General features: G+C 63.2%; 19 protein-coding genes. 7 read left to right on the top strand and 12 right to left on the bottom strand.

The features are described 5' to 3' along the window. Both QN224_RS00165 and QN224_RS00160 read right to left on the bottom strand, forming a co-directional pair. The coding region (locus QN224_RS00165; RefSeq protein WP_283976065.1) for a GNAT family N-acetyltransferase at positions 1 to 770 on the bottom strand (770 nt) is incomplete at its 3' end. Between the two features lie 67 nt (positions 771 to 837). Continuing rightward, on the bottom strand, positions 838 to 2160 hold the full coding sequence (locus tag QN224_RS00160) for a lipopolysaccharide biosynthesis protein (RefSeq protein ID WP_283975100.1): 1323 nt from the start codon (positions 2158 to 2160) through the stop codon (positions 838 to 840). A 278-nt stretch (positions 2161 to 2438) separates the two neighbouring features. On the opposite strand from QN224_RS00160, the gene QN224_RS00155 reads away from it, so the two are divergent. Together QN224_RS00155 and QN224_RS00150 are read left to right on the top strand one after the other, a co-directional pair. Continuing rightward, positions 2439 to 3107, top strand: a complete 669-nt coding sequence (locus tag QN224_RS00155; protein ID WP_283976064.1) for a HemK family protein methyltransferase — start codon at positions 2439 to 2441, stop codon at positions 3105 to 3107. Continuing rightward, the gene (locus QN224_RS00150; RefSeq protein ID WP_283975099.1) at positions 3104 to 4216 is read left to right on the top strand and encodes a hypothetical protein; all 1113 of its coding nucleotides are present in this window, start codon (positions 3104 to 3106) and stop codon (positions 4214 to 4216) included. Before QN224_RS00155 ends, QN224_RS00150 begins: the two co-directional genes overlap by 4 nt. A 136-nt stretch (positions 4217 to 4352) precedes the next feature. On the opposite strand, the gene nadE is transcribed toward QN224_RS00150, so the two are convergent. From nadE to QN224_RS00125, 5 genes are all read right to left on the bottom strand, one after another. Beyond that, on the bottom strand, positions 4353 to 5363 hold the full coding sequence (gene nadE / locus QN224_RS00145; protein ID WP_283975098.1) for an NAD(+) synthase: 1011 nt from the start codon (positions 5361 to 5363) through the stop codon (positions 4353 to 4355). Continuing rightward, positions 5360 to 6904 (bottom strand): class I adenylate-forming enzyme family protein, encoded by a 1545-nt coding sequence (locus QN224_RS00140; protein WP_283975097.1) that lies wholly within the window; start codon positions 6902 to 6904, stop codon positions 5360 to 5362. Before QN224_RS00140 ends, nadE begins: the two co-directional genes overlap by 4 nt. 28 nt (positions 6905 to 6932) lie before the next feature. Then, a complete protein-coding gene (locus QN224_RS00135; protein ID WP_269279798.1) occupies positions 6933 to 7199 on the bottom strand; it encodes an acyl carrier protein in 267 nt (88 codons plus the stop codon). Between the two features lie 23 nt (positions 7200 to 7222). Further along, a complete protein-coding gene (asnB, locus tag QN224_RS00130; protein WP_283975096.1) occupies positions 7223 to 9160 on the bottom strand; it encodes an asparagine synthase (glutamine-hydrolyzing) in 1938 nt (645 codons plus the stop codon). 475 nt (positions 9161 to 9635) lie between these two features. Further along, complete coding sequence (locus tag QN224_RS00125; protein ID WP_283975095.1) at positions 9636 to 10199, bottom strand: methylated-DNA--[protein]-cysteine S-methyltransferase; 564 nt, start codon at positions 10197 to 10199, stop codon at positions 9636 to 9638. A 206-nt stretch (positions 10200 to 10405) separates the two neighbouring features. On the opposite strand from QN224_RS00125, the gene QN224_RS00120 reads away from it, so the two are divergent. Next, entirely contained in the window at positions 10406 to 11119 is a 714-nt protein-coding gene (locus QN224_RS00120; RefSeq protein ID WP_283975094.1) for a DUF6065 family protein, read from the top strand. A 189-nt stretch (positions 11120 to 11308) separates the two neighbouring features. Continuing rightward, positions 11309 to 11533 carry a hypothetical protein gene (locus tag QN224_RS00115; protein ID WP_269279809.1) on the top strand — a complete coding sequence of 75 codons (225 nt, stop codon included), beginning with the start codon at positions 11309 to 11311 and terminating at the stop codon, positions 11531 to 11533. A 287-nt stretch (positions 11534 to 11820) separates the two neighbouring features. Here QN224_RS00115 and QN224_RS00110 read toward each other — a convergent pair whose 3' ends face one another. After that, positions 11821 to 12603, bottom strand: a complete 783-nt coding sequence (locus QN224_RS00110; RefSeq protein ID WP_283975093.1) for an anti-sigma factor — start codon at positions 12601 to 12603, stop codon at positions 11821 to 11823. Further along, the gene (locus QN224_RS00105) at positions 12600 to 13142 is read right to left on the bottom strand and encodes an RNA polymerase sigma factor (RefSeq protein WP_283975092.1); all 543 of its coding nucleotides are present in this window, start codon (positions 13140 to 13142) and stop codon (positions 12600 to 12602) included. The genes QN224_RS00110 and QN224_RS00105 overlap by 4 nt, the downstream gene beginning before the upstream one ends. Positions 13143 to 13376: 234 nt before the next feature. Between QN224_RS00105 and QN224_RS00100 the strand changes: the two genes are divergently transcribed. Continuing rightward, positions 13377 to 14750 (top strand): S8 family serine peptidase, encoded by a 1374-nt coding sequence (locus QN224_RS00100; RefSeq protein WP_283975091.1) that lies wholly within the window; start codon positions 13377 to 13379, stop codon positions 14748 to 14750. A 27-nt stretch (positions 14751 to 14777) separates the two neighbouring features. On the opposite strand, the gene QN224_RS00095 is transcribed toward QN224_RS00100, so the two are convergent. Beyond that, positions 14778 to 15227, bottom strand: coding sequence for an SRPBCC domain-containing protein (locus QN224_RS00095; RefSeq protein WP_269279819.1), 450 nt, complete (start codon positions 15225 to 15227; stop codon positions 14778 to 14780). Positions 15228 to 15480: 253 nt separating this feature from the next. Here QN224_RS00095 and QN224_RS00090 point away from each other — a divergent pair, with 253 nt between their 5' ends. Both QN224_RS00090 and QN224_RS00085 read left to right on the top strand, forming a co-directional pair. Then, positions 15481 to 16539: an adenylate/guanylate cyclase domain-containing protein gene (locus tag QN224_RS00090; protein WP_283975090.1), complete on the top strand. Its 1059-nt coding sequence runs from the start codon at positions 15481 to 15483 to the stop codon at positions 16537 to 16539. A 120-nt stretch (positions 16540 to 16659) separates the two neighbouring features. Next, positions 16660 to 17682: an LLM class flavin-dependent oxidoreductase gene (locus QN224_RS00085; RefSeq protein ID WP_283975089.1), complete on the top strand. Its 1023-nt coding sequence runs from the start codon at positions 16660 to 16662 to the stop codon at positions 17680 to 17682. Positions 17683 to 17687: 5 nt separating this feature from the next. Here QN224_RS00085 and QN224_RS00080 read toward each other — a convergent pair whose 3' ends face one another. Beyond that, the gene (locus QN224_RS00080; protein WP_283975088.1) at positions 17688 to 19319 is read right to left on the bottom strand and encodes an FGGY-family carbohydrate kinase; all 1632 of its coding nucleotides are present in this window, start codon (positions 19317 to 19319) and stop codon (positions 17688 to 17690) included. A gap of 65 nt (positions 19320 to 19384) precedes the next feature. Further along, complete coding sequence (locus QN224_RS00075; protein ID WP_283975087.1) at positions 19385 to 20113, bottom strand: SDR family oxidoreductase; 729 nt, start codon at positions 20111 to 20113, stop codon at positions 19385 to 19387. Positions 20114 to 20115: the final 2 nt, after the last annotated feature.

Genomic DNA, 20115 nt, shown 5'->3' with positions numbered 1-20115 from the left:
AAGAAGAGGAATGCACCAACGGTCCGTCCGCCTTCACAAATCACTTTCCTGCATTGCAGCGTCCCGAGGCTTCTGTTCAAGGAGGCGACGCCGGCGAGCCAATCAAACTCCGATCTCGACCAGCTGGGGCGGACCGAGAAACGCTCCAGCATCGGTCCTGCGCATTGGCGAAACTCCTCGAGACTTGCCGCCCGCGTCTCATATCCCGGCACCGAAGCCGGTTTCGTCGACGGCTTTCGCCAGCGCAGCGCGCGATCGGCCAATGCGAGTGCACCAATGACGGCGCGCGACCGCAATAGCGGAACTCGCCGGCTCGCAAGGACAGCGCCCGCAACGAACGGCCGAAACGAGCGTCGCCATTCGAGACTCTGGATGGGCAGAACGACGCCTCCGCCAGCAACCCAGTGATCGGCACTCACTGGAGAGGAGTTGTCCGAAAAGCACATCTCCTGGCGCGCGGCGCGCATCATGCGGGCAAGCCGCGCCGCGCCGACTGCTCCGGCTCTGCCGTCCGCCATGAAGGCGCAGAGGAGCCGGGCCACAGTGGGGCGGCCGTGAATCACGAAGCCGATCGGAACGGAAAGGATCGCACTGTCGATGTCGCCCGCACCATTCTCGTGCACGACACTCCCGCACTCCGGAGTGTAATGGGGGCTGCCGAAGAAGACGGTCTCCAGGTAGCGCCCGAGATCTTCCCCCGTCTCGCAGTCGCTCTCGCGGAAGATCTTGTTGAACATTTTGCCGATCGTGGGGATATCGCCGCGCTCCATGGCCCTGATGCCGGCCGGGCGGCACAGGTCGGTTTCAGCGGTCGTGAAGGTCTGGACCTCCCGTGCTTCAGCCTTCATGCACCATCCTTGCCGGAAGTTCCGGCCGACCGGCCTGCTCCCTGTCGCGGCGCACGAAATGCAGGAACACGCTCCATGCGGAGACAACCATCGCAATCTCGATCACATAGAACGAAACGAATGTGCCGAGAGGCGGTGCATACCAGCTCGCCCAGGCGGCCAGTGCGGCCCCTGCCACACTGCCAAGTCCCATGACTGTTGCGCGGCCAGCGTGGTACCCCGAGGCGCCGAGTGCTTCCACCGCAACCGACCAAATCGCCATCGGCACGACGACCCAGCAAAGAGTCCTGACGAAAGCGACGAGAGAAATGTAATCCTTGCCGAACAGATAGGGCAGGATTGGCGCCAGTACGAAAACCACCACCGCCGCCGCGATGCTTATGCCGGTGGCGGCGAGGAGCACCTTTCGCACCCGCTCCAGCGCATGGTGCAGCCCAGCCGCGGAAATTCTGGCCGAACCGGGGTAGATGAGGCGATGGAGCGCCTCGACGGAAAGATAGCTGCTCTCCAGCATCCGGCGTGCAACGCTGTAGCTCGAAACAATCTCGGCCGTCGCCACGAGACTCAAGACGAGCAGGTCGGCGTTCTGGCGTACCGCGCGCAGGATAAACGGAATGCTGAAATAAAGGCCTTGCGGCATTTCCTCACGAACGATGCAATAGCGCGGCTTACCCAACCCTCTGATGGCCCACATGCAGGCCAAAGCCACCAGAACGTGGCATATGAACTGCCAAACAGCCCATGACGCGACCGTGGCGACACCGAAGGCAATACAGGCGAGCGCGGCCGCGGCCGTCCGTGCAACCGCGAACCCAACCACGACCATGTTCGCCGAAGCGAAATCCGAATGGGCAAGAAAGATCTGCTCCACCAGAACGATGATGCGAACCAGCACCACGTTGGTCACGAGCATCAGCGTGATCGCCGCGAAATTCATCAGCGGATCGGCGGAAAGCGTAAGGAAGAACGGCAGGACCACGGCTCCGATCAGAACCAGCGCCGCACCGCTTGCCGCCGTCAGGATGATGTTGTGGCCAAGCATTTGCGGATACATGGTGCGGTCGCGCGCGACCCGGCGCACGAGGCACTCCATGGCACCGAGCCCGCACAAATGAACGGCAATGTTGGCGACCGCGGTAATCGCCACGAAGACGCTGAATTCATGCACGCCGAGCCAGCGGGCGAGAATGGCGAAGGTCAGAAGCTGCGCAGCGGACCCGATGACGAGACTGCCGCCCGACGCAATATAGGACAGCAGCATCGGCAGAAATGGCTTGTACCTGCCCGGTTCCGTTGCGCATTCCGAAGCCATTACGATCTGCCTTTGACGACTACCTGACGTTGTGCGCGGCATTCGGGCGGACGCGTGGTCCGCGCGGTCACCGGCATCGACCGCCGCGAACACTACCAAGCAGAAATGATTGCGCGGTTAACATACTCGCTTCAATTGCATTTCAGCTTCCGTTTACCTGGATGCGATAGTGTCGTCACGATTTCCATCCAGCAAACGAAGGAGCGTTCGTGCAGCAGGCCCATGATCATTTGCGCGGCAATCACGCAGACGGCCCCTCGGCTCGGCTCGTTCGGTTCATGGACGTCGAGCTCGAACTGGGACCGGACGTCCTGGTGCCTAGAGAGGAAACCGAGCTCCTCGGACGCCGCGCCGCGACCGTCCTTCGCAATCTCGGCGCAGAAGCCACAGTCATCGACATGTGCTGCGGCTCGGGCAATCTTGCTTTGGGTATCGCGGCGGACATTCCGTCCGCACGGGTATGGGGCGCGGACCTGACGGACAGCACCGTGGCGCTTGCCCGCCGCAACGTCGAGCGTCTGGCGCTTCAGGAACGCGTGACCATTCGGCAAGGCGATCTTTTCGCGGCGCTCGAAGGCGAGGGTCTGGAAGGCGCGATCGACCTGATCGTCTGTAACCCTCCTTACATCTCGACATCGCGTCTCGAAAGCGACAGCGCCCATCTCCTCGCAACCGAACCGCGGGAAGCCTTCGACGGCGGCCCCTACGGCATATCCATCCATCAGCGGCTGGTGCGCGAGGCCATCGCCTTTCTGAAGCCCGGTGGCTGGCTGCTGTTCGAGTTCGGAGAGGGACAGGAGCGGCAGGCGATCGCGCTCCTCGCCCGGACCAAGGCTTATGGCGCCGTCACATTTGCCATGGACGCGACAGGCAAGCCGCGCGTCGCGCTTGTGCAGAAACTCGAAAGCCCCGCCGACGGGTCCGCAGGCGAAGGACGCGGCAGATGAGCGATATCCGTCCTCTGGAGACGGCCGACATTCCGGCCGTCGCCGGGCTGTTCCAGAGGGTATTTCGCAACGGCGAAACCGCGTCGCCTGCCTTCATCGACTATCTTCGCCAGCTCTATCTGGAATCGCCCGGATGCGACCCGGAGATCTCGCCGCTCGTATACGTCAACGGCGAAGGACGCATTTCCGGCTTCGTCGGCGTGAACGCCCTGCCAATGACCTTCAATGGCAGACGATTGCGCGCTGCGATCTGCGGTTCGCTGATGGTCGAAGGGCGAGAAGGCGACCCGCTGGCCGGCGCGAGACTTCTCAAGGCTTTTCTCGCCGGCCCGCAGGATCTTTCCTTCAGCGAAACCGCAAGCGAGGTTTCCGCGCAAATGTGGACAAAACTGCGCGGCATCGCCCTGCCGCAATACAGCCTCGATTGGGTGCGGGTCGTGCGACCCTCGGCTTTCGCGCTCGACCTCGTCGCAAGCCGCATCCGTCCCGCCCGCCTGCTGAGCCCGCTGGCACGTTCGATCGATCAAATTTATCGCAGCAGGATGGACCGCGATGACTTGCGCTGGTCCGGATTGCCGGAAAGCCCGCCGGTCCGCGGAACATTGCAGGCCGCCGACATCGATCGCCAGGCCTTCGCCGGCCTCTTCGAGCGGCTGACGGCGCAGTTTGCTCTCCGGCCCGACTGGGCTGCGGGTCAGCTCGATCGTGTATTGGCGGATGCCGTCGACAAGCCGGATTATGGCGAGCCCGTCTTCGCCGCCGTTACCGCCCGCGGCGGAACGCCGGTGGGTGCGTTTTTCTACCATGCGCGCGCCGGTGGCATCGCCCGGGTGCTCCAGGTCCTTGCCGTGCCGGGGCAAGCCGGTGCCGTCATCGACTGCCTTATCGAACATGCCGCCGCACGTGGCGCCGCAGGTTTGCGTGGCCGAACCCAGCCAGCGCTGCTGGAAGCGATGCTCGGCCGTCGCATCGGTTTCGTCCATGCCGCTTCGACCGTCATCCATTCCCGCGACGGAGAACTCGTCGAAGCCTTCCGTAATGCGCAAGGCTTCATGAATGGGCTGGCAGGTGAGCACTGGAGCCGGCTGATCGGCGGACGCTTCGACTAGAGCATCCCGTTTTCAGGTGGAATCATCGAAAGCGGATAAAATGCTCTAGAATCAAGTGTTAGAGCGACCTTTGTGCGTTCATTTGAACGCACGGCGCTCTAGATCAAGCGGCAGCCACACGCCTCACGACTTGGCCCTATTCGTGGCCGATTTCCTCGACCGCATGAACGAGCTGCGGGCCCAGGTGAAGGTATCGGGTCGCCTTGCGCTTGGCGGCGATATCCGCCCAGACGCGTTCGACCTGGATCGCTGTCAGTTGCGCCGCGCGGGCGACCTCCTCGGCGCTGACGCCGTTGTTGAGACCGTAGAGGCAAAGGTCCATGCGGTCGTAGGGGAGCGAGAAGTAGAACTCCTCCTGCGTCTGCTCGAGCGAATAGGTATCCGTCGTCGGCGGCCTGCGCCGGATTTCCTCGGGGACGCCGAGATGGGCGGCAAGCGCATAGACTTGTGACTTGTAAAGATGGGCGATCGGCTTGACGTCCGCCGCTCCGTCGCCGTTCTTGACGAAGAAGCCCTGGTCGTATTCCAGCCTGTTCGGCGTTCCGAGAACGGCGAAATTCAGCCGGTCGGCATGGTAATACTCGATCTGCTTGCGGGTGCGCTGCTTCATGTTCGTCGCGGCGACGATGCCGAGGTAGACGGAGGGCGGCATGCGCAATTTCGTCTGCCTTCCCTCCGGATCCTGCACGACCAGCGAGGAGATGTTGTAGCCGTCGCCTTCGAGCGCATTGGCGATGACGATCTTCGATGCCCAGCCAGGCCCGTACTCCGGCACCAGCTCTCGAATGAAGGCGTCGCGGCGTTCGTAGCAGCCCATCGCCGCGAGTGTTGGTCCGATATCCTCGATGATCGCCTCGACGCCGAAGGTTTCCGCTACCAGCCGGCCGAGGAGAAGGCTCTCCGGATCGGAGTCGTTTTCCGGCATGAACAGACAGAAGACGTTCCTGGCACCGACGGCCCGTACGGCCAGTGCCACCGAGACACTCGAGTCGATGCCGCCGGAAAGGCCGAGCACGAGACCGCGCTTACGCATGCCGCGCAGTTGCGCGCGGAGCCCCGCGACGATGCGGTCCGTCTCTGCGGCCGCGTCGATCTTCAAGCTGTCGGCCGAGAAAGCAAATTTATCCTGATCCGGGCGGATGTTCATTCTGCAAGCTCCAATGTTTCCGCCGCCAGTCTGCGGCTGACCTTGCCTGTGTCGGTCTTCGGGAGTTCGGTGCGAAATTCGACGATCTTCGGCACCATGAAATCCTCAAGATGGCGGGCGCAGTGACGGATGATGTCTTTCTCGCTCAGGGCCAGGTCCGAAAGAACGACGAGCGCGCCGATCGCAGCGCCAAGCACCGGATCGGGGACGCCGATGACGACGGCTTCAGCGATTCCCGGATGGGCATGCAGCACCGTCTCGACCTCCTTCGGCGCCACCTTTTCTCCGCGCGTCTTGATGATGTCGTCCTTTCGGCCGACGAAATAGAGGAAGCCTTCCTCGTCCGCGCGGAAGAGATCACCTGTATGAAGCACCTTTTCCCAGGGGTTCGGGCCGGGGCGCAGCATGCGCTCGGTCGCTGCGTCGTTGCGCCAGTATCCTTGCATCACATGCGGGCCGCGGATCACCAGTTCGCCCGGAACGCCTGGCGGCACACGGTTTCCCTCGTCGTCGACGACGAAAGCTTCGGTGTTGGGAATGGCGATGCCGACAGATCCGGGTCGGCGATCCAACTCTTCAGGCGGCAGATAGGTGCAGCGCTTGCATTCCGTCAGGCCGTACATGGAATAAAGCCGCGCGCTGGGAAAGAGCTCGCGGAGCCTGGCGATATGCGCCGGCGGCAAGGCCGCAGCGGTATTGGAAATATAGCGAAGGCTGGGCAGGAACCCCGGCTCGAGATCGCGCATCTGCAAGATCATCGCGGCCATCGTCGGCACCAGCGGAAAGCCGGTTACGCCTTCGGCACGGATTCGCTCGAAGATCGCCTGTGGAAATGCGAAGGACTTTTCGAGAACCAGCGTCGCGCCAAGCCTGATGGCCATCAGGAGCTGATAAAGACCGTAATCGAAGGCAAGCGGCAGGACATTGAGGATGACGTCGTCCGGCTTGTTGCGGAGATAGGTGGTGATCGACTCCGAAGCCGCATCGATATTGCGATGCGTCATCATCACTCCCTTGGGCCTGCCGGTCGAGCCCGAGGTGTAGATCAGCATAGCGAGGTCGACATCGATGCCGCCATGAAGAACCGGCAGGGGTTCGGACGCCAGGCATTCCTCGAACGACGCCGCTCCTTCGGGTGTGCGGCCACTCGCGGCCGCCGTGGCGGCGACAAAGAGCGGCGCGGCGTGAAGCATGCGCGCTTCCGTGACGATCGGCATCAGCTTGGCCTGGGTCAGGATCGCCGCTGCCTCGCAATCGCCGATGATATAGGCGAGCTTGTCGGCCTTCGTCGACGCGTTGATCGGGCTGAAGGTGGCGCCGGCCTTGAGGGTCGCGAAAATCGAAACCGCCGCCTCCCAGCAATTGTCCATGAAAACAAGGACCCGATCGTTCCGCTTGACGCCATTTGCTTGAAGAGCGGCGGCGAGACGGGTCGAGAGCTCATCGAGCTCGTCGTTCCGCAGCCGCTTACGCTCGGTGACGAGCGCCGTCTTGCCTCCGTTTGCTCCGGCGTTCCTGATGAGAAATTGCTCGAACCGCATGCGCGTGACGCCCCCAACCAGCCGCCGTCTATGCCGAGACCGGCACGGCGCTCTTCGCCGCGATGAATGCGGAAATGCGTGCCAAAGAATCGAGGTTTGCCGGGACGATATCCGCATCCGCCATGGCGATGCCGAAGCGGTCCTCGATGAAGGCCACGAGTTCCAGCACCCCGGTCGAATCGATGATGTCGTTCTCGATCAGCGATGCGGTGTCGGCGAGTTCATAAGACGTGTCGCCGAAGAGAAAATTCTCGACGATGAACGCCTTGACGCTGTCCTTGATCGTTTCTGTCATGTGTCATCCCTTTCCGTCTGGTTTCAGGCGGCCTCCGCCGCGCGGATGGTGGTACCGGTGAATGTCTGCAGCCACAGTTGCGTCGACAGGATGCCGACGAAAGCCGCGTTGTCGCGGAAGCCCGAGGCCGGACGCGCCCGGCACTTCTCGCAAAGTTTCGCGACGGCCTTTGCGTTGAAGAGACCGCCGGCGGCAATCGCCTCTTCGCCCATCGCGGTGCGAACGTAGTCGAGCTCGCCCGGGCCGCTGAACGAATGGCTGTCCGGCGCGCGATAGGGTTGCTTCGTCCGCTTGCCGATCGAGGGCGGCAAAAGATCCTTTGTCGCCTCACGCAAAATGTGTTTTTCCACCAGACCCTTGAGCTTCATTTCCGGCGGCAGTCCCGCGGCGAATTCGACGAGACGGTGATCGAGGAAGGGGAAGCGGCCTTCGATGCCATGGGCCATGGCCATGCGGTCGCCCTGGCTCGAAAGGATGTAGCCCGGCAGAAGGAATCGGCTTTCGAGATATTGCGCCTGATGCAGCGGATGCCAGCGGCCGAAGGCCTCGGGCAAGCGGCCGATGAGTTCATCGGCCGCATCGTAGCCCGCCAGCTCGGCGCGCAAATCGCCCGAGAAGAACATCTTCGTCGCTGCCGTCCCGTTGAGCCGTGGACGATGCGAAAAGAGCGGGTCGTCAAGCGGGTCGTTCCCGGCGCCGAAAAACGCCGCCAGATATTCGGGCGACTGCTGCTTGAGGCCCGGCAGGTAGGGATAGAGCTTGCGGAACAGGTGGGGCCGCATGCGCGAGCCGGGCTGCCGGCCGCAGAAGCGGCGCACGCGCGATTCCTTGAAGATGTCGTAGCCCGCGAAAACTTCGTCCGCCCCCTCCCCTGTGAGCACCACCTTCAGGCCGGAATCGCGCACCAGGCCGGAGAGTTGGTACAAGGGTGCCGGCGCAGTTCGAAGCACCGGCCTTTCGGCAAAACGGATGACATCCGGAAAAACCCTGGCGATATCCCCTGCTCGGCAGGCAACCGCCCTGTGGTCGGTGCCGAGAGCGGCGGCCATTTCGTTCTGAAAGGCGCTTTCGTCATGTTCGGCGCTGTCGAAGGTCACGGAAAAGGTTCGAAGGCCCTGCGGGGCCATGCCGGCGGCGAGCGCCGAGACGATGGACGAATCGAGACCGCCCGACAGGTAGGAGCCGACCGGCACGTCGGCCCGCATGCGGATGCGCGTCGCGTCGGTCAGGAGCGCGCGCAATTCCTCGGCAGCCTGACCTTCGTGCGTATGCCGAGGCGGCGCATCCCGATCCGGAAACTCGAGCCTCCAATAGGCCCGTGTCGTCACGCCCCGCTCGTCGGCGATCATCAGTGTCGCGGGCTCCAGTTCCCAGATGTCCCGGAACGGCGTCCGCGGTGCGATCGGCGCCCACAGCGTGAAGATCTGATCGAGGGCGATGGGATCGATCTCTGCGGACAGGCCGGGGACTTGAAGAAGCGCCTTGACCTCGGAGGCGAAATAGACCGTTCCCCCCTGCATCGTATAAAACAGGGGCCGGACCCCCATGCGGTCACGCGCCAGCATCATCCGCCGGCGGCGATTGTCCCATAGGGCGAAGGCAAAGTCGCCGTTTAGGCGTGACACGCAGTCCTCGCCCATTTCATCGTAAAGGTGGAGAATGACCTCCGTGTCGCTGGACGTGCGGAAGCGGCGGCCCTTGGCGCGAAGTTCGTCGCGCAGTTCGACATAGTTGAAGATTTCGCCGTTGAAGGCGATCGTCAGTTCGCCGGTAGCATCGGACATGGGCTGCTGGCCGTCTCCGAGCCCGACTATCGACAACCTGACATGGCCGAGACCGGCTTGCGGCGCGGTAAACACGCCTTCTTCATCGGGACCGCGATGGGCAATCGCGGCCGTCATCTTTTCGAGAAGAGCCCTTCCATCCGGAACAGAACCGAAATAGCCACCAAAACCGCACATGACGAAACACTCTCACGCCCGCTGACAACAGCGCAAAACATAGACCGGGTCTCGACAGCAAGAGTTTAACTGTCGAGTGTTTTCATTGGGATGGTAAATTATTCAGGACCGAAGAAAAAATGCAGTTCTCATGCGGTCCAACAATACAAGCTCGACTCTTCAGCCCTTTCTTAAAATTTTACGCAATTTCTCAATTAATGTTTATTTCCGAAATCACCGGAACAACATGGATAGGTGCGCTTCAAGCGCCCCAAAATCTGTCCGTTGCGCGACTTATATTATCATTAATGATTTTTTAACAGCTTCGGCAACATCGATACGCGGACAACCTGGGTTTGTGGTTAACGCTGCGTGCCGCTCGATCCGCAACGCGCGCCGTCTTCGATACGATCGACATGAAGCCGTGGAGCGGTGTTGCCGGCTGGAGCAATTCCCGGAAAGCCCGTAACGCGTTTCCGTCCGGAGTTATGTCACTCTAAAAGCCAAACGAATGTTGCGCAGGCTCTGGAGCGCCGACATGGACGCCCTCCAGTTCGAGCATGTGCGTCTTGGCCGATGCGCCGCCCGGCGCCGAAAAACCGCCGATCTTGCCGCCAGCGGCCAGGACGCGGTGACAGGGAATGATCAGCGGAACTGGATTCTTCGCCATGGCTTGGCCAACGTCTCGCGCCGCTTCCGGTCCGGCGCCGAGTTCCTTCGCCAACGCACCATAGGTGGTCGTCTGCCCCCAACGGACGCGCCGCGCCGCTGCATAGACCTCCCCGAAGAATGTGTCCTGCCCGGCGAGATCGAGCCTGACGCCGGAGAAATCCGTTTCTTCCCCCTCGAAGTAGCGCTTTGCGGCCGCGACTGCTTCAAGCACGTCGGGCGTAGGGGTACCGGGTTCGGCATCCGGCAGGCGACGCAGCAGAATTCGCTCCGTCGCGCCGGCGCTTTTCGTCGGCAGCTGGAAGCGCGTAATGCCATGGTCGCTCCAGGCGATGCCGCAGAAACCACCTGCGGTTTCGAAGATGAAGTAATGGTGCACTGTCGGTGCCATCACGTGAGCCTCCGCATTTCCGATGACATAAGAATCGTGTGTCCGGCCGGCGACTTCAACCCGTTTTCAGCGTCGGCCGACATGCGCGGTGCCTTGCGGACGGGCTATGTCGAGCCCGCAGGGGTTTGTAAGGTCTCAATGCAGTCGCGGCGGAATAGAAGTCGCGCGGTTCCGTTTCTCCCATCCTATTCAACTGGAGAACCGGAATGTTTCACTTACCGAAGAAAGAACCGCGGGTGATCCGCTTTCTGTGCCGTCCGGAGGACAACGGTGTTATCGCGGCGCCTCTCCCCGCCAAATCGGTTCTACCGGACTGGTTCCGGAAGCTGCCGGCAGTCGATCAAACGCATCTGTCGACGACCAACAATGGTCTGACGGTCAAACGCTGCATGCCCTTTCTCGATGCCATGACCACGGGCTGGATCCTGCCGCTCGCGGCGACCGTCAGGTTGGAAATCAAGGATGGCGGCCGCAGCGTCGAGGCAGGCTGGGAATTCGACCGGGTCATGGTCAGCAATCATGGTGCCCATCAGGTAGCGGGAAATCCGAGAGAGCCGTCGCCACCGTGCAAGTTTCACAACTACTGGTCCATCCGCACTCCGCCCGGCTGGAGCTGCCTGTTTCTGCCGCCCCTCAACCGGGCGGGGCAACCGTTCGAATGCGTTGCCGGCGTCGTCGATACCGACACCTACGCCGCTCATATCCATTTTCCGTTCTTCGCGACGGCGCCTGATGGACTTTACGCCATCGAAAAGGGGACGCCGCTCGTGCAGGTCATACCGTTCCGCCGCGCTGATGCGGCCGTCACGGCAGACATCCGCGCCGAAACACGCAACGAAGCCATGGAGCGAGAGACGATTCACCGAAACACCATCGCCGGAGCCGGCTGGTATCGTAAGACGGCGCGCGCCGCTCGTTGATCTTTCTAGCGGTCAAACAAAGGGGGCCGGATCGATTGTCCGGCCCCCTCTTCTTGCCGCGTCTTCGAATTGCTGCACGTTTCATCCTTAATTCGGCATCGATTCAAGGAAGCATGCAGCGGATTTCAGCGCCACGCGCGCCACAACTTGCCTGGACGATACGACCGGTCAGAACTGTTCGAGCTCGAGTTGGACGAGCTGTTCGAGCTCGTGTTCGAGGAACTGTTCGAAGAACTGTTCGAGGACGAATTGGAGCTCGAGTTCGAGGAACTGTTGGAAGACGAGTTGGAACTCGAATTGCTCGACGAATTCGAACTCGAATTGGACGAACTGTTGCCGGCCACGATGATCTCGCCGTCGCTCCGGCCCGCCGTGTGCGCGGTTTGCCTGGGCGAATTCTCGACGTCAGGATAGATCAATGGATGTTCCCTCGCCTCGGCCGCAGAACCTGCAAATGCTGCGAGGCTGGCGAGGAGCGCGGTGCTCAGCTTCCAATGCCTTTTCATGCCATTACTCCTTCTGAAAACCGGACCGTTTCTTTCGGTCCGGTGGAGTAACGGGCGATCGGCGCCTCTATTCCATCACTACAGCGCGCGTGTCTCATCAGACGCGCAGAGGTCGCAGCAGCACTTTGGATTTGCTGCACGTTTGCCCTTCAATCGGTTCCGATTTAAGAAAACAGGCAGCGGCATGCGCCAGTCTCACCTTGGCGCGCGCTCGCGTAGATGGCTGAGAACCTGAGCCTCTTCCGCTGCCTCAAGCGGCGGCCCGGCATCGATCGCGGTGAGATAGGCGTCGAGGGTCTCGGTGGACGATGCCGGCGCGTAACCGCCACTGGCGCCGGGCGCAACGACGGCGAAGGTCACGCGCCATTCGACTCCGGTGCGGCACGCAACTGATACCACGGTCGAGCGGTCGGCCGAGTCCACTTCGAACTCCCGGCACAGAGTCTGTGCATTATCGCGGAACGTCGCTATCGCTCGAAAGCGCTGGTTGGAATCCGGCAATTGCCTTTCCTCGCCTGTGGCGACCGTCGCCAGCGCATCATCAAGCGCGGAGCCGCTGATGCCGGCGACGTGCAAACCGCCGTCGAGCACCGCTTCCCCGCCGCCCCGCAGCCAATATCCGCCGATGCCGGCAACGACGACCACAAGAGAGGCGGCTATGGGTGCGAGCCAGCGGTTCGCCCGACGGTTATTTGCAGCGCGCGGCGTGAAAGGCAGAACGCTGGCATCGGAAGCACTCTGCGTCTTCTCTTTGACCATTTTTTCGACGGCAGCCGAGAGTTCGGCCGGCAGCGGCTCGTCGAGAAGCGGCTTCATAGCGGTCTGTGCCGCCGCGCGCGTTTCGATGAAGAGCGCCACGCGCGAGACGAGTTCGTCGTCCAGCTCCATCGCCCGCTCGAGCTCAGCGGAAGTTTCGGCATCGAGCTCGCCGTCGGCGAAGCGCATGAGTATTTCGTCGGAAAAATCCGTTTTGGTCATTCCTTCACGTCCTTCATCATCTGAGAACGAGTGGTCGTCGCCGTTATTCCGGCAGCCTCGGCAAGATTCTTGCGTGCCCTCGCCAGTCTGCTCATGACCGTTCCGATCGGAACGCCCAGCACGTCAGCCGCTTCGCGATAGGAAAGCTCCTCGACACAGACCAGAAGCAGCACCTCGCGCTGCTCGTTCGGCAAGTCGGCGATCGCTTCAGCCACCGTGGTCAGAGTCAACCGCGCCTCGGCTTCGCGTTCTCCATGCGCTCCCGCGATATCCTGGCGTTGGGAAATATCGTCCTGCACGCCCATGGTCTTCTGCTTGCGCACCTGATCGATCCAGAGATTGCGGAGAATGCGAAACATCCAGGCGTCGAACCGCGTGCCAGGCTCGAAGCGCTCGGCACTGGCGAGCGCCCGTTCACAGGCCGCCTGCACCAGATCATCGGCGATATCACGCGAGCCGCAAAGCGATATGGCGAAGCGGCGGAGATTGGGCAGGAACGCTATCAGGCGTTCACCGACGTCTTTCACCGCACTGTTCATCCGGAAACTCCGCAATTCTGGCTACCGCTACTTAAATCGGTCCGATTCAACGATAAAACCATGCGGCAATTCAAAGTCTATAGCGACCTTTGTGCATCTGAGAAGACGCATTGCTATAGAAGAGGGAATAGATCGACGACTCGACCGTTTCATTCCAATCTACCGGCACCGGCCGCCGCCGTACAAGGTATGCATCGCCTGTTTGAACACTGCCAAGCCGATCGAGGTTCTCGGATGTTGACCAGTCTCGCGCTCAAAGTTGCACTGATCGCCCCAATTACAGCAATCGCACTGGTGGCAGGCGACATCATGGTTCCCAGGGACGCGATGGTGTTTCAAATGCTCGGGACCAATGAGGCGCTCGCCGACGACGACGATGACGACGATGGCGGCGGCTCCCGAGGCTCCGGCTCCTTCCGCGCCGGTGCAGGATGGAGTGGCGGAAAGTTCCCGTTCCGCGGCCTGCTGCCAAGACGAGGCAGTTTGCGACGCTCACAGCCGCCGGCGCCCGCTATCCAGGCGCCGAACGAGATCGTCGCGCTTGGCTTCAGCCCGGCTCAACTCGAGCAGTTGACGGCGTCCGGCTTCCAGGTCCTCGGACGAGCTGCAATGGCGACGTTCGACACCGAAGTGATCAAGCTTCGCATTCCCTCGGGCCTGACGCTTGATGCCGCCCGGGAGCAAGCCCGGACCCTGGCGCCTCAAGCGATCGTCGACTTCAATCATTTTTTCCGGCCGGAGCAACGGGCCGAGCGGCCATGTGCCGCCACCGACTGCCTGGCGCGCAGCGTCATTGGCTGGCCGTCGGCCCAAGACTGGCCCGGCGCTTGCGCAGGCGGGGTGCGGATCGGCCTTGTCGATACGGCGATCAACCCTGAACACGACGCCTTCGAACACGGGAACATCGAGATCATCCGCCTTGCCGACGAAGAGTTGCCGGAATCCGGCCGGCAGCACGGCACCGCTGTCGCGGCACTGCTCGTGGGATCAGCGACGAGCCGTACGCCGGGCCTGATACCGGCCGGCAAGCTCATCGCGGTGGACGCGTTTCACCGCGCCGGGCGCCAGGACGACCGCTCCGGTGCCTTCGATCTTGTTCGCGCCATTGACCTGCTCGCCGGCCGCCAGGTGCAGGTCATCAATCTGAGCCTCTCCGGCCCGCCCAATCTGCTGCTTGAACGGACCGTGGAGAAAATGGGCGAACGCGGGATCATCACGGTTGCTGCCGCCGGCAATGACGGGCCCAAGGCCGAGCCAGCCTATCCCGCGGCCTACGAAGAGGTGGTTGCGGTAACCGCGACCGACAGGCGCAAGCGGCCCTACAGGCGCGCCGGCCGCGGCGAGCACATCGACTTCGCCGCTCCGGGTGTCGCGGTCTGGACCGCGGCCTCTGTCAGCGGGGCTCGTCTGAAAACGGGCACGTCTTTTGCAGCACCTTTCGTGACCGCCGCGCTGGCACTGCTGAAGGCGTCGAAACCGGAACTCGCGCCCGCACAGATCCGCGAGATGCTGACCGGGAGCGTGGAGGATCTCGGGGACCCGGGCAAGGATCCGGTCTTCGGCTGGGGCCTGTTGAACGCGCGCGCTATCTGCGAAACGGTGCCTTGAGGTCCGGCAGCTTCTTGACGGCCGACGTCAGCCGGTGCGGCCGTGCCAGGGATCCGGCCCCGGGTCGCGCCCCGCCGCAGCCTCGGCCAACCGGTCGAGGTAATGGGCCCAACCTTCCGCATGGCCGGCGCACTGCTCGGCATTGGGCAGGCCGCTATGGGTCAGGCGCAACAGCGTTCCGTCTGGCTGCTCGATGAGGTCGATCTCGACAAGGCTCGACGCCGGCGGCACGATCTCGCTGTCGTCCCAGCCGAAGCTGTATACCAGGCGGTGCACCGGTACGACCTCGCGGAAGGAGCCGCGGGCGAAGCGAGCCCCGGTGACGTTGACGAGATAAAGCCCGCCGGGCTCCGGCTCGACCTCGGCTTCCGTTCCCATCCAGCGCAGGATCTTTTCAGGATCGGTGAGCAGGGCGAACACTGCGGCGGGCGGCGCCGGGATATGCGTTTCGCGGCGGACGACGAGGGCCTCTTGCATCGGTCTCCCCCAAAGGTTGCGATGGCTGCCCTACTACGGCGAAAGGGACTAGCGCCGGAGCGGGCCAACCGATGATAGACCGCTGGGATCGGCTGCGCCACCACTTACAGCGCCAAGCGTTATTTCAGGCATACTGGGGTCGCTGTAACGCTTTGAATTTGCCGCTTGTTTTCATTCTCAAATCGGTTCCGATTTAAGGAAAGATGCAGTAGCGCGGATGACAGATAATGGAACGTAACGTTATGATCGCGGCATGGACCTTCCCGGACCCCTTGCCTGGCTGGTGGACGAGGCCGGCGCTTCGCCGGGCCCTGACCGGTTCCTGGCCGATCTCGGCGGCCGACTGGTGGCCGATGGCCTTCCGCTCGCCGGCGGTGCCCTGACGCTGGCAGTGCCACATCCAATCGTCGCCCACCGCACATGGCTGTGGCGGGCGGAGACCGGGACGGTGATCGAGGCCTTGGGTTTCGCGGGCGGTGCAGCCAATCATGCCGGGCGCGACTGGCTCGCCGGGCTTGGTCCGGTTGAGGAGAACACGGTCGGACCGGCGGCGGACAGATTGATACTGGGTTGGGCCGGCAGCCGGGCATTCGGCCCCGCCGAGACCGGCCGGCTGCGCCAGGCCGCGCGCTTCGCCGCCGCGCCTTTGGCTGCTTTGGCTGAACGGACAGCGCTGGAAACGCTGCTGGAGGCCTATCTCGGCCGGCGCAGTGCCGCCCGGGTGCAGGCCGGCGCGCTCGGCCGGGGCACCGGAGAGACCATCCGCGCCGTGCTGCTTTGTACCGATCTGCGCAACTTCACCGCCCTTTCCGAGGCAACGGAGCCTCAGGCGATGATCGCCACCCTCGACGCCTGGTTCGACCGCGTCGCCGGCGCGATACACGTCTTCGGGGGCGAAGTGTTGAAGTTCATGGGTGATGGCCTACTAGCGATCTTTCCGGTTGCCGGTACACCGGCCGAGGCCTGCGGAGCGGCGTTGCGCGCGGTCGTCGCTGCCCGCGCCGGCATGGCCCATCTCGATGCCGCGCGTGAAGCGCAGGGGCTGCCGCCGCTCCCCTTCGGCGTAGCGCTGCATCTCGGCGAGATATTGTGGGGCAATATCGGCGCGGCAGACCGGCTGGACTTCACCGCCATTGGTCCCGCGGTCAACCTGGTCAGCCGGCTGGAAGGGCTGTGCCGGCCGCTCGGGCGTTCGGTGCTGATCTCGGGCGCGGTCGCCGCCGAGACCACTATGCCGCTGGTGCCACTCGGCGAACACGTGTTGCGCGGCATCGCAACGCCCTGCGCCGTCTTTACGCTCCCGGACGCTTGAGTAATCGGGGTGCATCGCCTGCTCGGATCGCCTTGGCGAGCCCCCGCGCATGGTATGCCTATATCCCCAGTCGGTTTTGTGCCATGAAGCAGTGACTGCAACATCAGAGGCTGCACAATCATGAAGAAGATCGGCTTCCTATCGTTCGGGCACTGGGCACCCTCGCCGCAATCGCAAACGCGGTCGGCGTCCGACGCGCTTCTGCAGTCCATCGACCTGGCCGTTGCTGCCGAGGAGCTGGGCGCGGACGGGGCCTATTTTCGTGTGCATCACTTCGCCCGCCAACTGGGCTCGCCGTTTCCGCTGCTTGCGGCCGTCGGCGCCAAGACCAACCGCATCGAAATCGGCACCGCCGTCATCGACATGCGGTACGAGAACCCGATGTACATGGCCGAGGACGCGGGCGCGGCCGACATCATCGCCGGCGGGCGCCTGCAGCTCGGCATCAGCCGCGGCTCGCCCGAGCAGGTGATCGATGGATGGCGTTACTTCGGCTACCAGCCGCCCGAAGGCGGGACCGACGCAGACATGGCCCGGCGCCACGCGGAAGTTCTGCTCGATGTGCTGCGCGGCGAAGGCTTTGCTGAGCCCAACCCTCGGCCAATGTTTCCCAATCCTCCCGGCCTGCTACGCATCGAGCCGCATTCGGAGGGTCTGCGCGAGCGGATCTGGTGGGGCGCCAGTTCCAACGCCACCGCAGTTTGGGCGGCCAAGCTGGGGATGAATTTGCAAAGTTCCACGCTCAAGGACGACGAGAGCGGCCTTCCGTTCCATGTTCAACAGGCCGATCAGATCCGGGCGTTCCGCGAGGCATGGAAGGCGGCAGGTCACGAACGCAAGCCGAGAGTGTCGGTCAGCCGCAGCATCTTTGCGTTGGTCGACGACCGCGACCGCGCCTATTTCGGCCGAGGCAGCCAGGATGAAGACAAGATCGGATTCATCGACGAGAAGACGCGGGCGATTTTCGGTCGAAGCTATGCGGCCGAGCCGGACGTCCTTATCGAACAGCTGGCGAAGGACGAGGCCATAGCGGAGGCCGACACGCTGCTCCTAACCGTTCCCAACCAGCTTGGCGTGGACTACAACGCCCATGTCATCGAAGCGGTTCTCACCCACGTTGCCCCCGCTCTCGGGTGGCGCTGAGGCACCTACCGGATGTCCCGTGCCAGTGCCTGGAGCCTATTGAAGGCGTCGTATCTCAGCGCATGAAGCGCTGCGATTTCACCGACGACGGGCGCGTAGGTGCGATCCGTGCCGGAAAGCCTTGCCATTGCTGACCGGACGTCCGGGAACTCGCCCGCCGCCACGCTGCCGAGGATGGCTGCCCCGAGAAGCACGGGCTCCTCCGAGCGCGTCGCCAACACGGGCTTTCCCGTCGCGTCCGCGAGGAGCTGGCGGACGAGATCGAGCTGGCCCGCGCCGCCGCTGATGACGATCTTCTCGATCATGGCGCCGGACGACGCCTGCGTATCGATGATCTGCCGGAGCCCGTAGCCGATGCCGCATAGCCCTGCCACGTAGAGCGAAACGAGGTTGTCGATATCCCTTTCCATCCCCAGTCCCACGACAACGGCGCGGGCATGCGGATCGGCAAACGGCGCGCGGTTGCCGAGGAATTCAGGAACGACGTGCAGACCGCCGGCAAGCTCGACCGACTGCGAGAGCGTCTGGGCCTTCTTCGCCGCGAGCTCCGCCAGCAGGACCGGCAGAGAGAGACCGCGGCGCTCTGCGAGCTCCAGCGCCCCGCCGGCCGCCGGATGGAACGACAGAAGCTGCTCGATCGCAGCGCCCGCCGCGGACTGGCCGCCCTCGTTCAGCCACATCCCCGGGACCATCGCCGAATAGTAAGGTCCCCACACACCCGGTACAAAGACCGGCTCCGACGTGGAAGTCATCGTGCAGGAGGATGTGCCGAAGACATAGGCCAGGTTGCTCTCGGGAGGGCCGTCGACACCGACGGTTCCGATCCCGCCGGCATGGGCGTCGATCATGCCGGCTCCGACAGGCGTGCCGGCCGCGAGGCCAAGCTCCTCGGCGGCGCGGTCCGTCAGCCCGTTTCCAACCGGCGTGCCCGGCTCCACGACACGCTGACCTATGCGCACGAAGTCTTCATCCGCGAGCTGACTGAGGCCGATCGCGCGGAAATAACCCGGGTCCCAGCGCTTCTCGTGCGCGAGATAGGTCCACTTGCAAGTCACCGTGCATGTGGAACGGGCAAGGTCGCCCGTTGCCCGCCAAGTCAAGAAATCCGCAAGGTCGAAGAATTGCCAGGCGGCATCGAAGACGTTGGGACGATTTTCGCGCAACCAGAGAAGCTTCGGCGTCTCCATCTCCGGCGATATGCGCCCGCCGACATAGCGCAGCACACTATGACCCTTGGCATTGATGCGTTCCGCCTGCTCGACGGCGCGGTGATCCATCCAGACGATGATATCGCGCCGAGCGTCCCCCGACGGCCCCACCGGAAGCGATCGCCCATCTTCACCCAGGACGACCAGCGAACAGGTTGCGTCGAAGCCGATGCTTGCGACTTGGGAAGGATCCACGCCCGCAGTGGAAACCGCTTCTCGAACGGCCTCGCAGACGGCGGTCCAGATCTCCGTACTCGACTGCTCGACGATGGAACCGGGTTCGCGAAAGAGCGTGATATCGCGCTTGCCCGATGCCAGCAGCTGGCCGGTGAGATCGAAAATGCCCGCTCTGGCGCTTCCGGTCCCGACGTCAACGCCGATGAGATATCGTTCGCCGCCCGTGGGGCGTGCGGAAGAAATGTTGGTCATGGTCTACCGCCTGCAATCTGGAACATGGATCGGCGGAGGGCGCAGCCTCGCGCCGCCGGAGGCAATTAGAGATCGACGCTGTTGGGCAGGATCACCAGATCGCGGATCGTGACGTTGCGCGGACGCGTCAACATGAAGAGCACCGCATCCGCCACTTCCTTCGGCTGCATGAGGCTGCCATTGGCAAGCGCTTCTTCCATCTTCGCCTTGGGCCAGTCATCGAGCAGCGCCGTCACCACGGGTCCCGGCAACACGGCGCCGACGCGCACACCATGCGGCGCCACCTGTCGCCGCGTGCTGTGCACGAAGGCCTGCACGGCGAATTTCGATGCCGTGTAGATCGGCTCCCAGACGACAGGGACGACACCCGCAATCGAACTGGTGAAGAGGATGTCGCCGGATTTCTGCTCGATCATGTACGGCAGCACCGCATGCACGGAGCGGAATGCCGCATTGATGTTGAGGTTGAGCATCCGGTCCCACGCGTCCGGGTCGCCCTCGGCCACCGGACCACCGATATAGGCGCCGGCATTCGCATGGAAGACGTCCAGCTTCCCGGCGAGGTCGAGGATTCTCGGAAGCATGCCGGAGACTTCGGCGGGCTTCAGAAGGTCGACTACCAGCGGCAAGGCGTTTTCGCCGAGCTCGGCACAGAGCTGTTCCAGCTTGTCCTGCGCACGATCCACGAGAACGACCTTCGCCCCTTCCGCAAGCAGCGTGCGGGCGCATTCCAGTCCGATGCCCGATGCTGCGCCGGTGATGGCGGCAACCTTGCCTTTCATGAGGTCAGCCATGT

This window comes from Sinorhizobium sp. 7-81 (genome assembly GCF_030124405.1).
Classification (GTDB): Bacteria; Pseudomonadota; Alphaproteobacteria; order Rhizobiales; family Rhizobiaceae; genus Sinorhizobium; species Sinorhizobium psoraleae.
This window is presented reverse-complemented; position numbering and strand designations above follow the sequence as displayed.

Bases quoted from the DNA above. Each gene is read 5' to 3' on its own strand.
- QN224_RS00160 (WP_283975100.1), bottom strand. From the start codon at position 2,160: ATGGCTTCGGAATGCGCAACGGAACCGGGCAGGTACAAGCCATTTCTG.
- asnB (WP_283975096.1), bottom strand. From the start codon at position 9,160: ATGTGCGGTTTTGGTGGCTATTTCGGTTCTGTTCCGGATGGAAGGGCT.
- QN224_RS00135 (WP_269279798.1), bottom strand. From the start codon at position 7,199: ATGACAGAAACGATCAAGGACAGCGTCAAGGCGTTCATCGTCGAGAAT.
- QN224_RS00090 (WP_283975090.1), top strand. From the start codon at position 15,481: ATGGACCTTCCCGGACCCCTTGCCTGGCTGGTGGACGAGGCCGGCGCT.
- QN224_RS00100 (WP_283975091.1), top strand. From the start codon at position 13,377: ATGTTGACCAGTCTCGCGCTCAAAGTTGCACTGATCGCCCCAATTACA.
- nadE (WP_283975098.1), bottom strand. From the start codon at position 5,363: ATGAACATCCGCCCGGATCAGGATAAATTTGCTTTCTCGGCCGACAGC.
- QN224_RS00125 (WP_283975095.1), bottom strand. From the start codon at position 10,199: ATGGCACCGACAGTGCACCATTACTTCATCTTCGAAACCGCAGGTGGT.
- QN224_RS00120 (WP_283975094.1), top strand. From the start codon at position 10,406: ATGTTTCACTTACCGAAGAAAGAACCGCGGGTGATCCGCTTTCTGTGC.
- QN224_RS00075 (WP_283975087.1), bottom strand. From the start codon at position 20,113: ATGGCTGACCTCATGAAAGGCAAGGTTGCCGCCATCACCGGCGCAGCA.
- QN224_RS00095 (WP_269279819.1), bottom strand. From the start codon at position 15,227: ATGCAAGAGGCCCTCGTCGTCCGCCGCGAAACGCATATCCCGGCGCCG.
- QN224_RS00080 (WP_283975088.1), bottom strand. From the start codon at position 19,319: ATGACCAACATTTCTTCCGCACGCCCCACGGGCGGCGAACGATATCTC.
- QN224_RS00105 (WP_283975092.1), bottom strand. From the start codon at position 13,142: ATGAACAGTGCGGTGAAAGACGTCGGTGAACGCCTGATAGCGTTCCTG.
- QN224_RS00140 (WP_283975097.1), bottom strand. From the start codon at position 6,904: ATGCGGTTCGAGCAATTTCTCATCAGGAACGCCGGAGCAAACGGAGGC.
- QN224_RS00150 (WP_283975099.1), top strand. From the start codon at position 3,104: ATGAGCGATATCCGTCCTCTGGAGACGGCCGACATTCCGGCCGTCGCC.
- QN224_RS00085 (WP_283975089.1), top strand. From the start codon at position 16,660: ATGAAGAAGATCGGCTTCCTATCGTTCGGGCACTGGGCACCCTCGCCG.
- QN224_RS00110 (WP_283975093.1), bottom strand. From the start codon at position 12,603: ATGACCAAAACGGATTTTTCCGACGAAATACTCATGCGCTTCGCCGAC.
- QN224_RS00155 (WP_283976064.1), top strand. From the start codon at position 2,439: ATGGACGTCGAGCTCGAACTGGGACCGGACGTCCTGGTGCCTAGAGAG.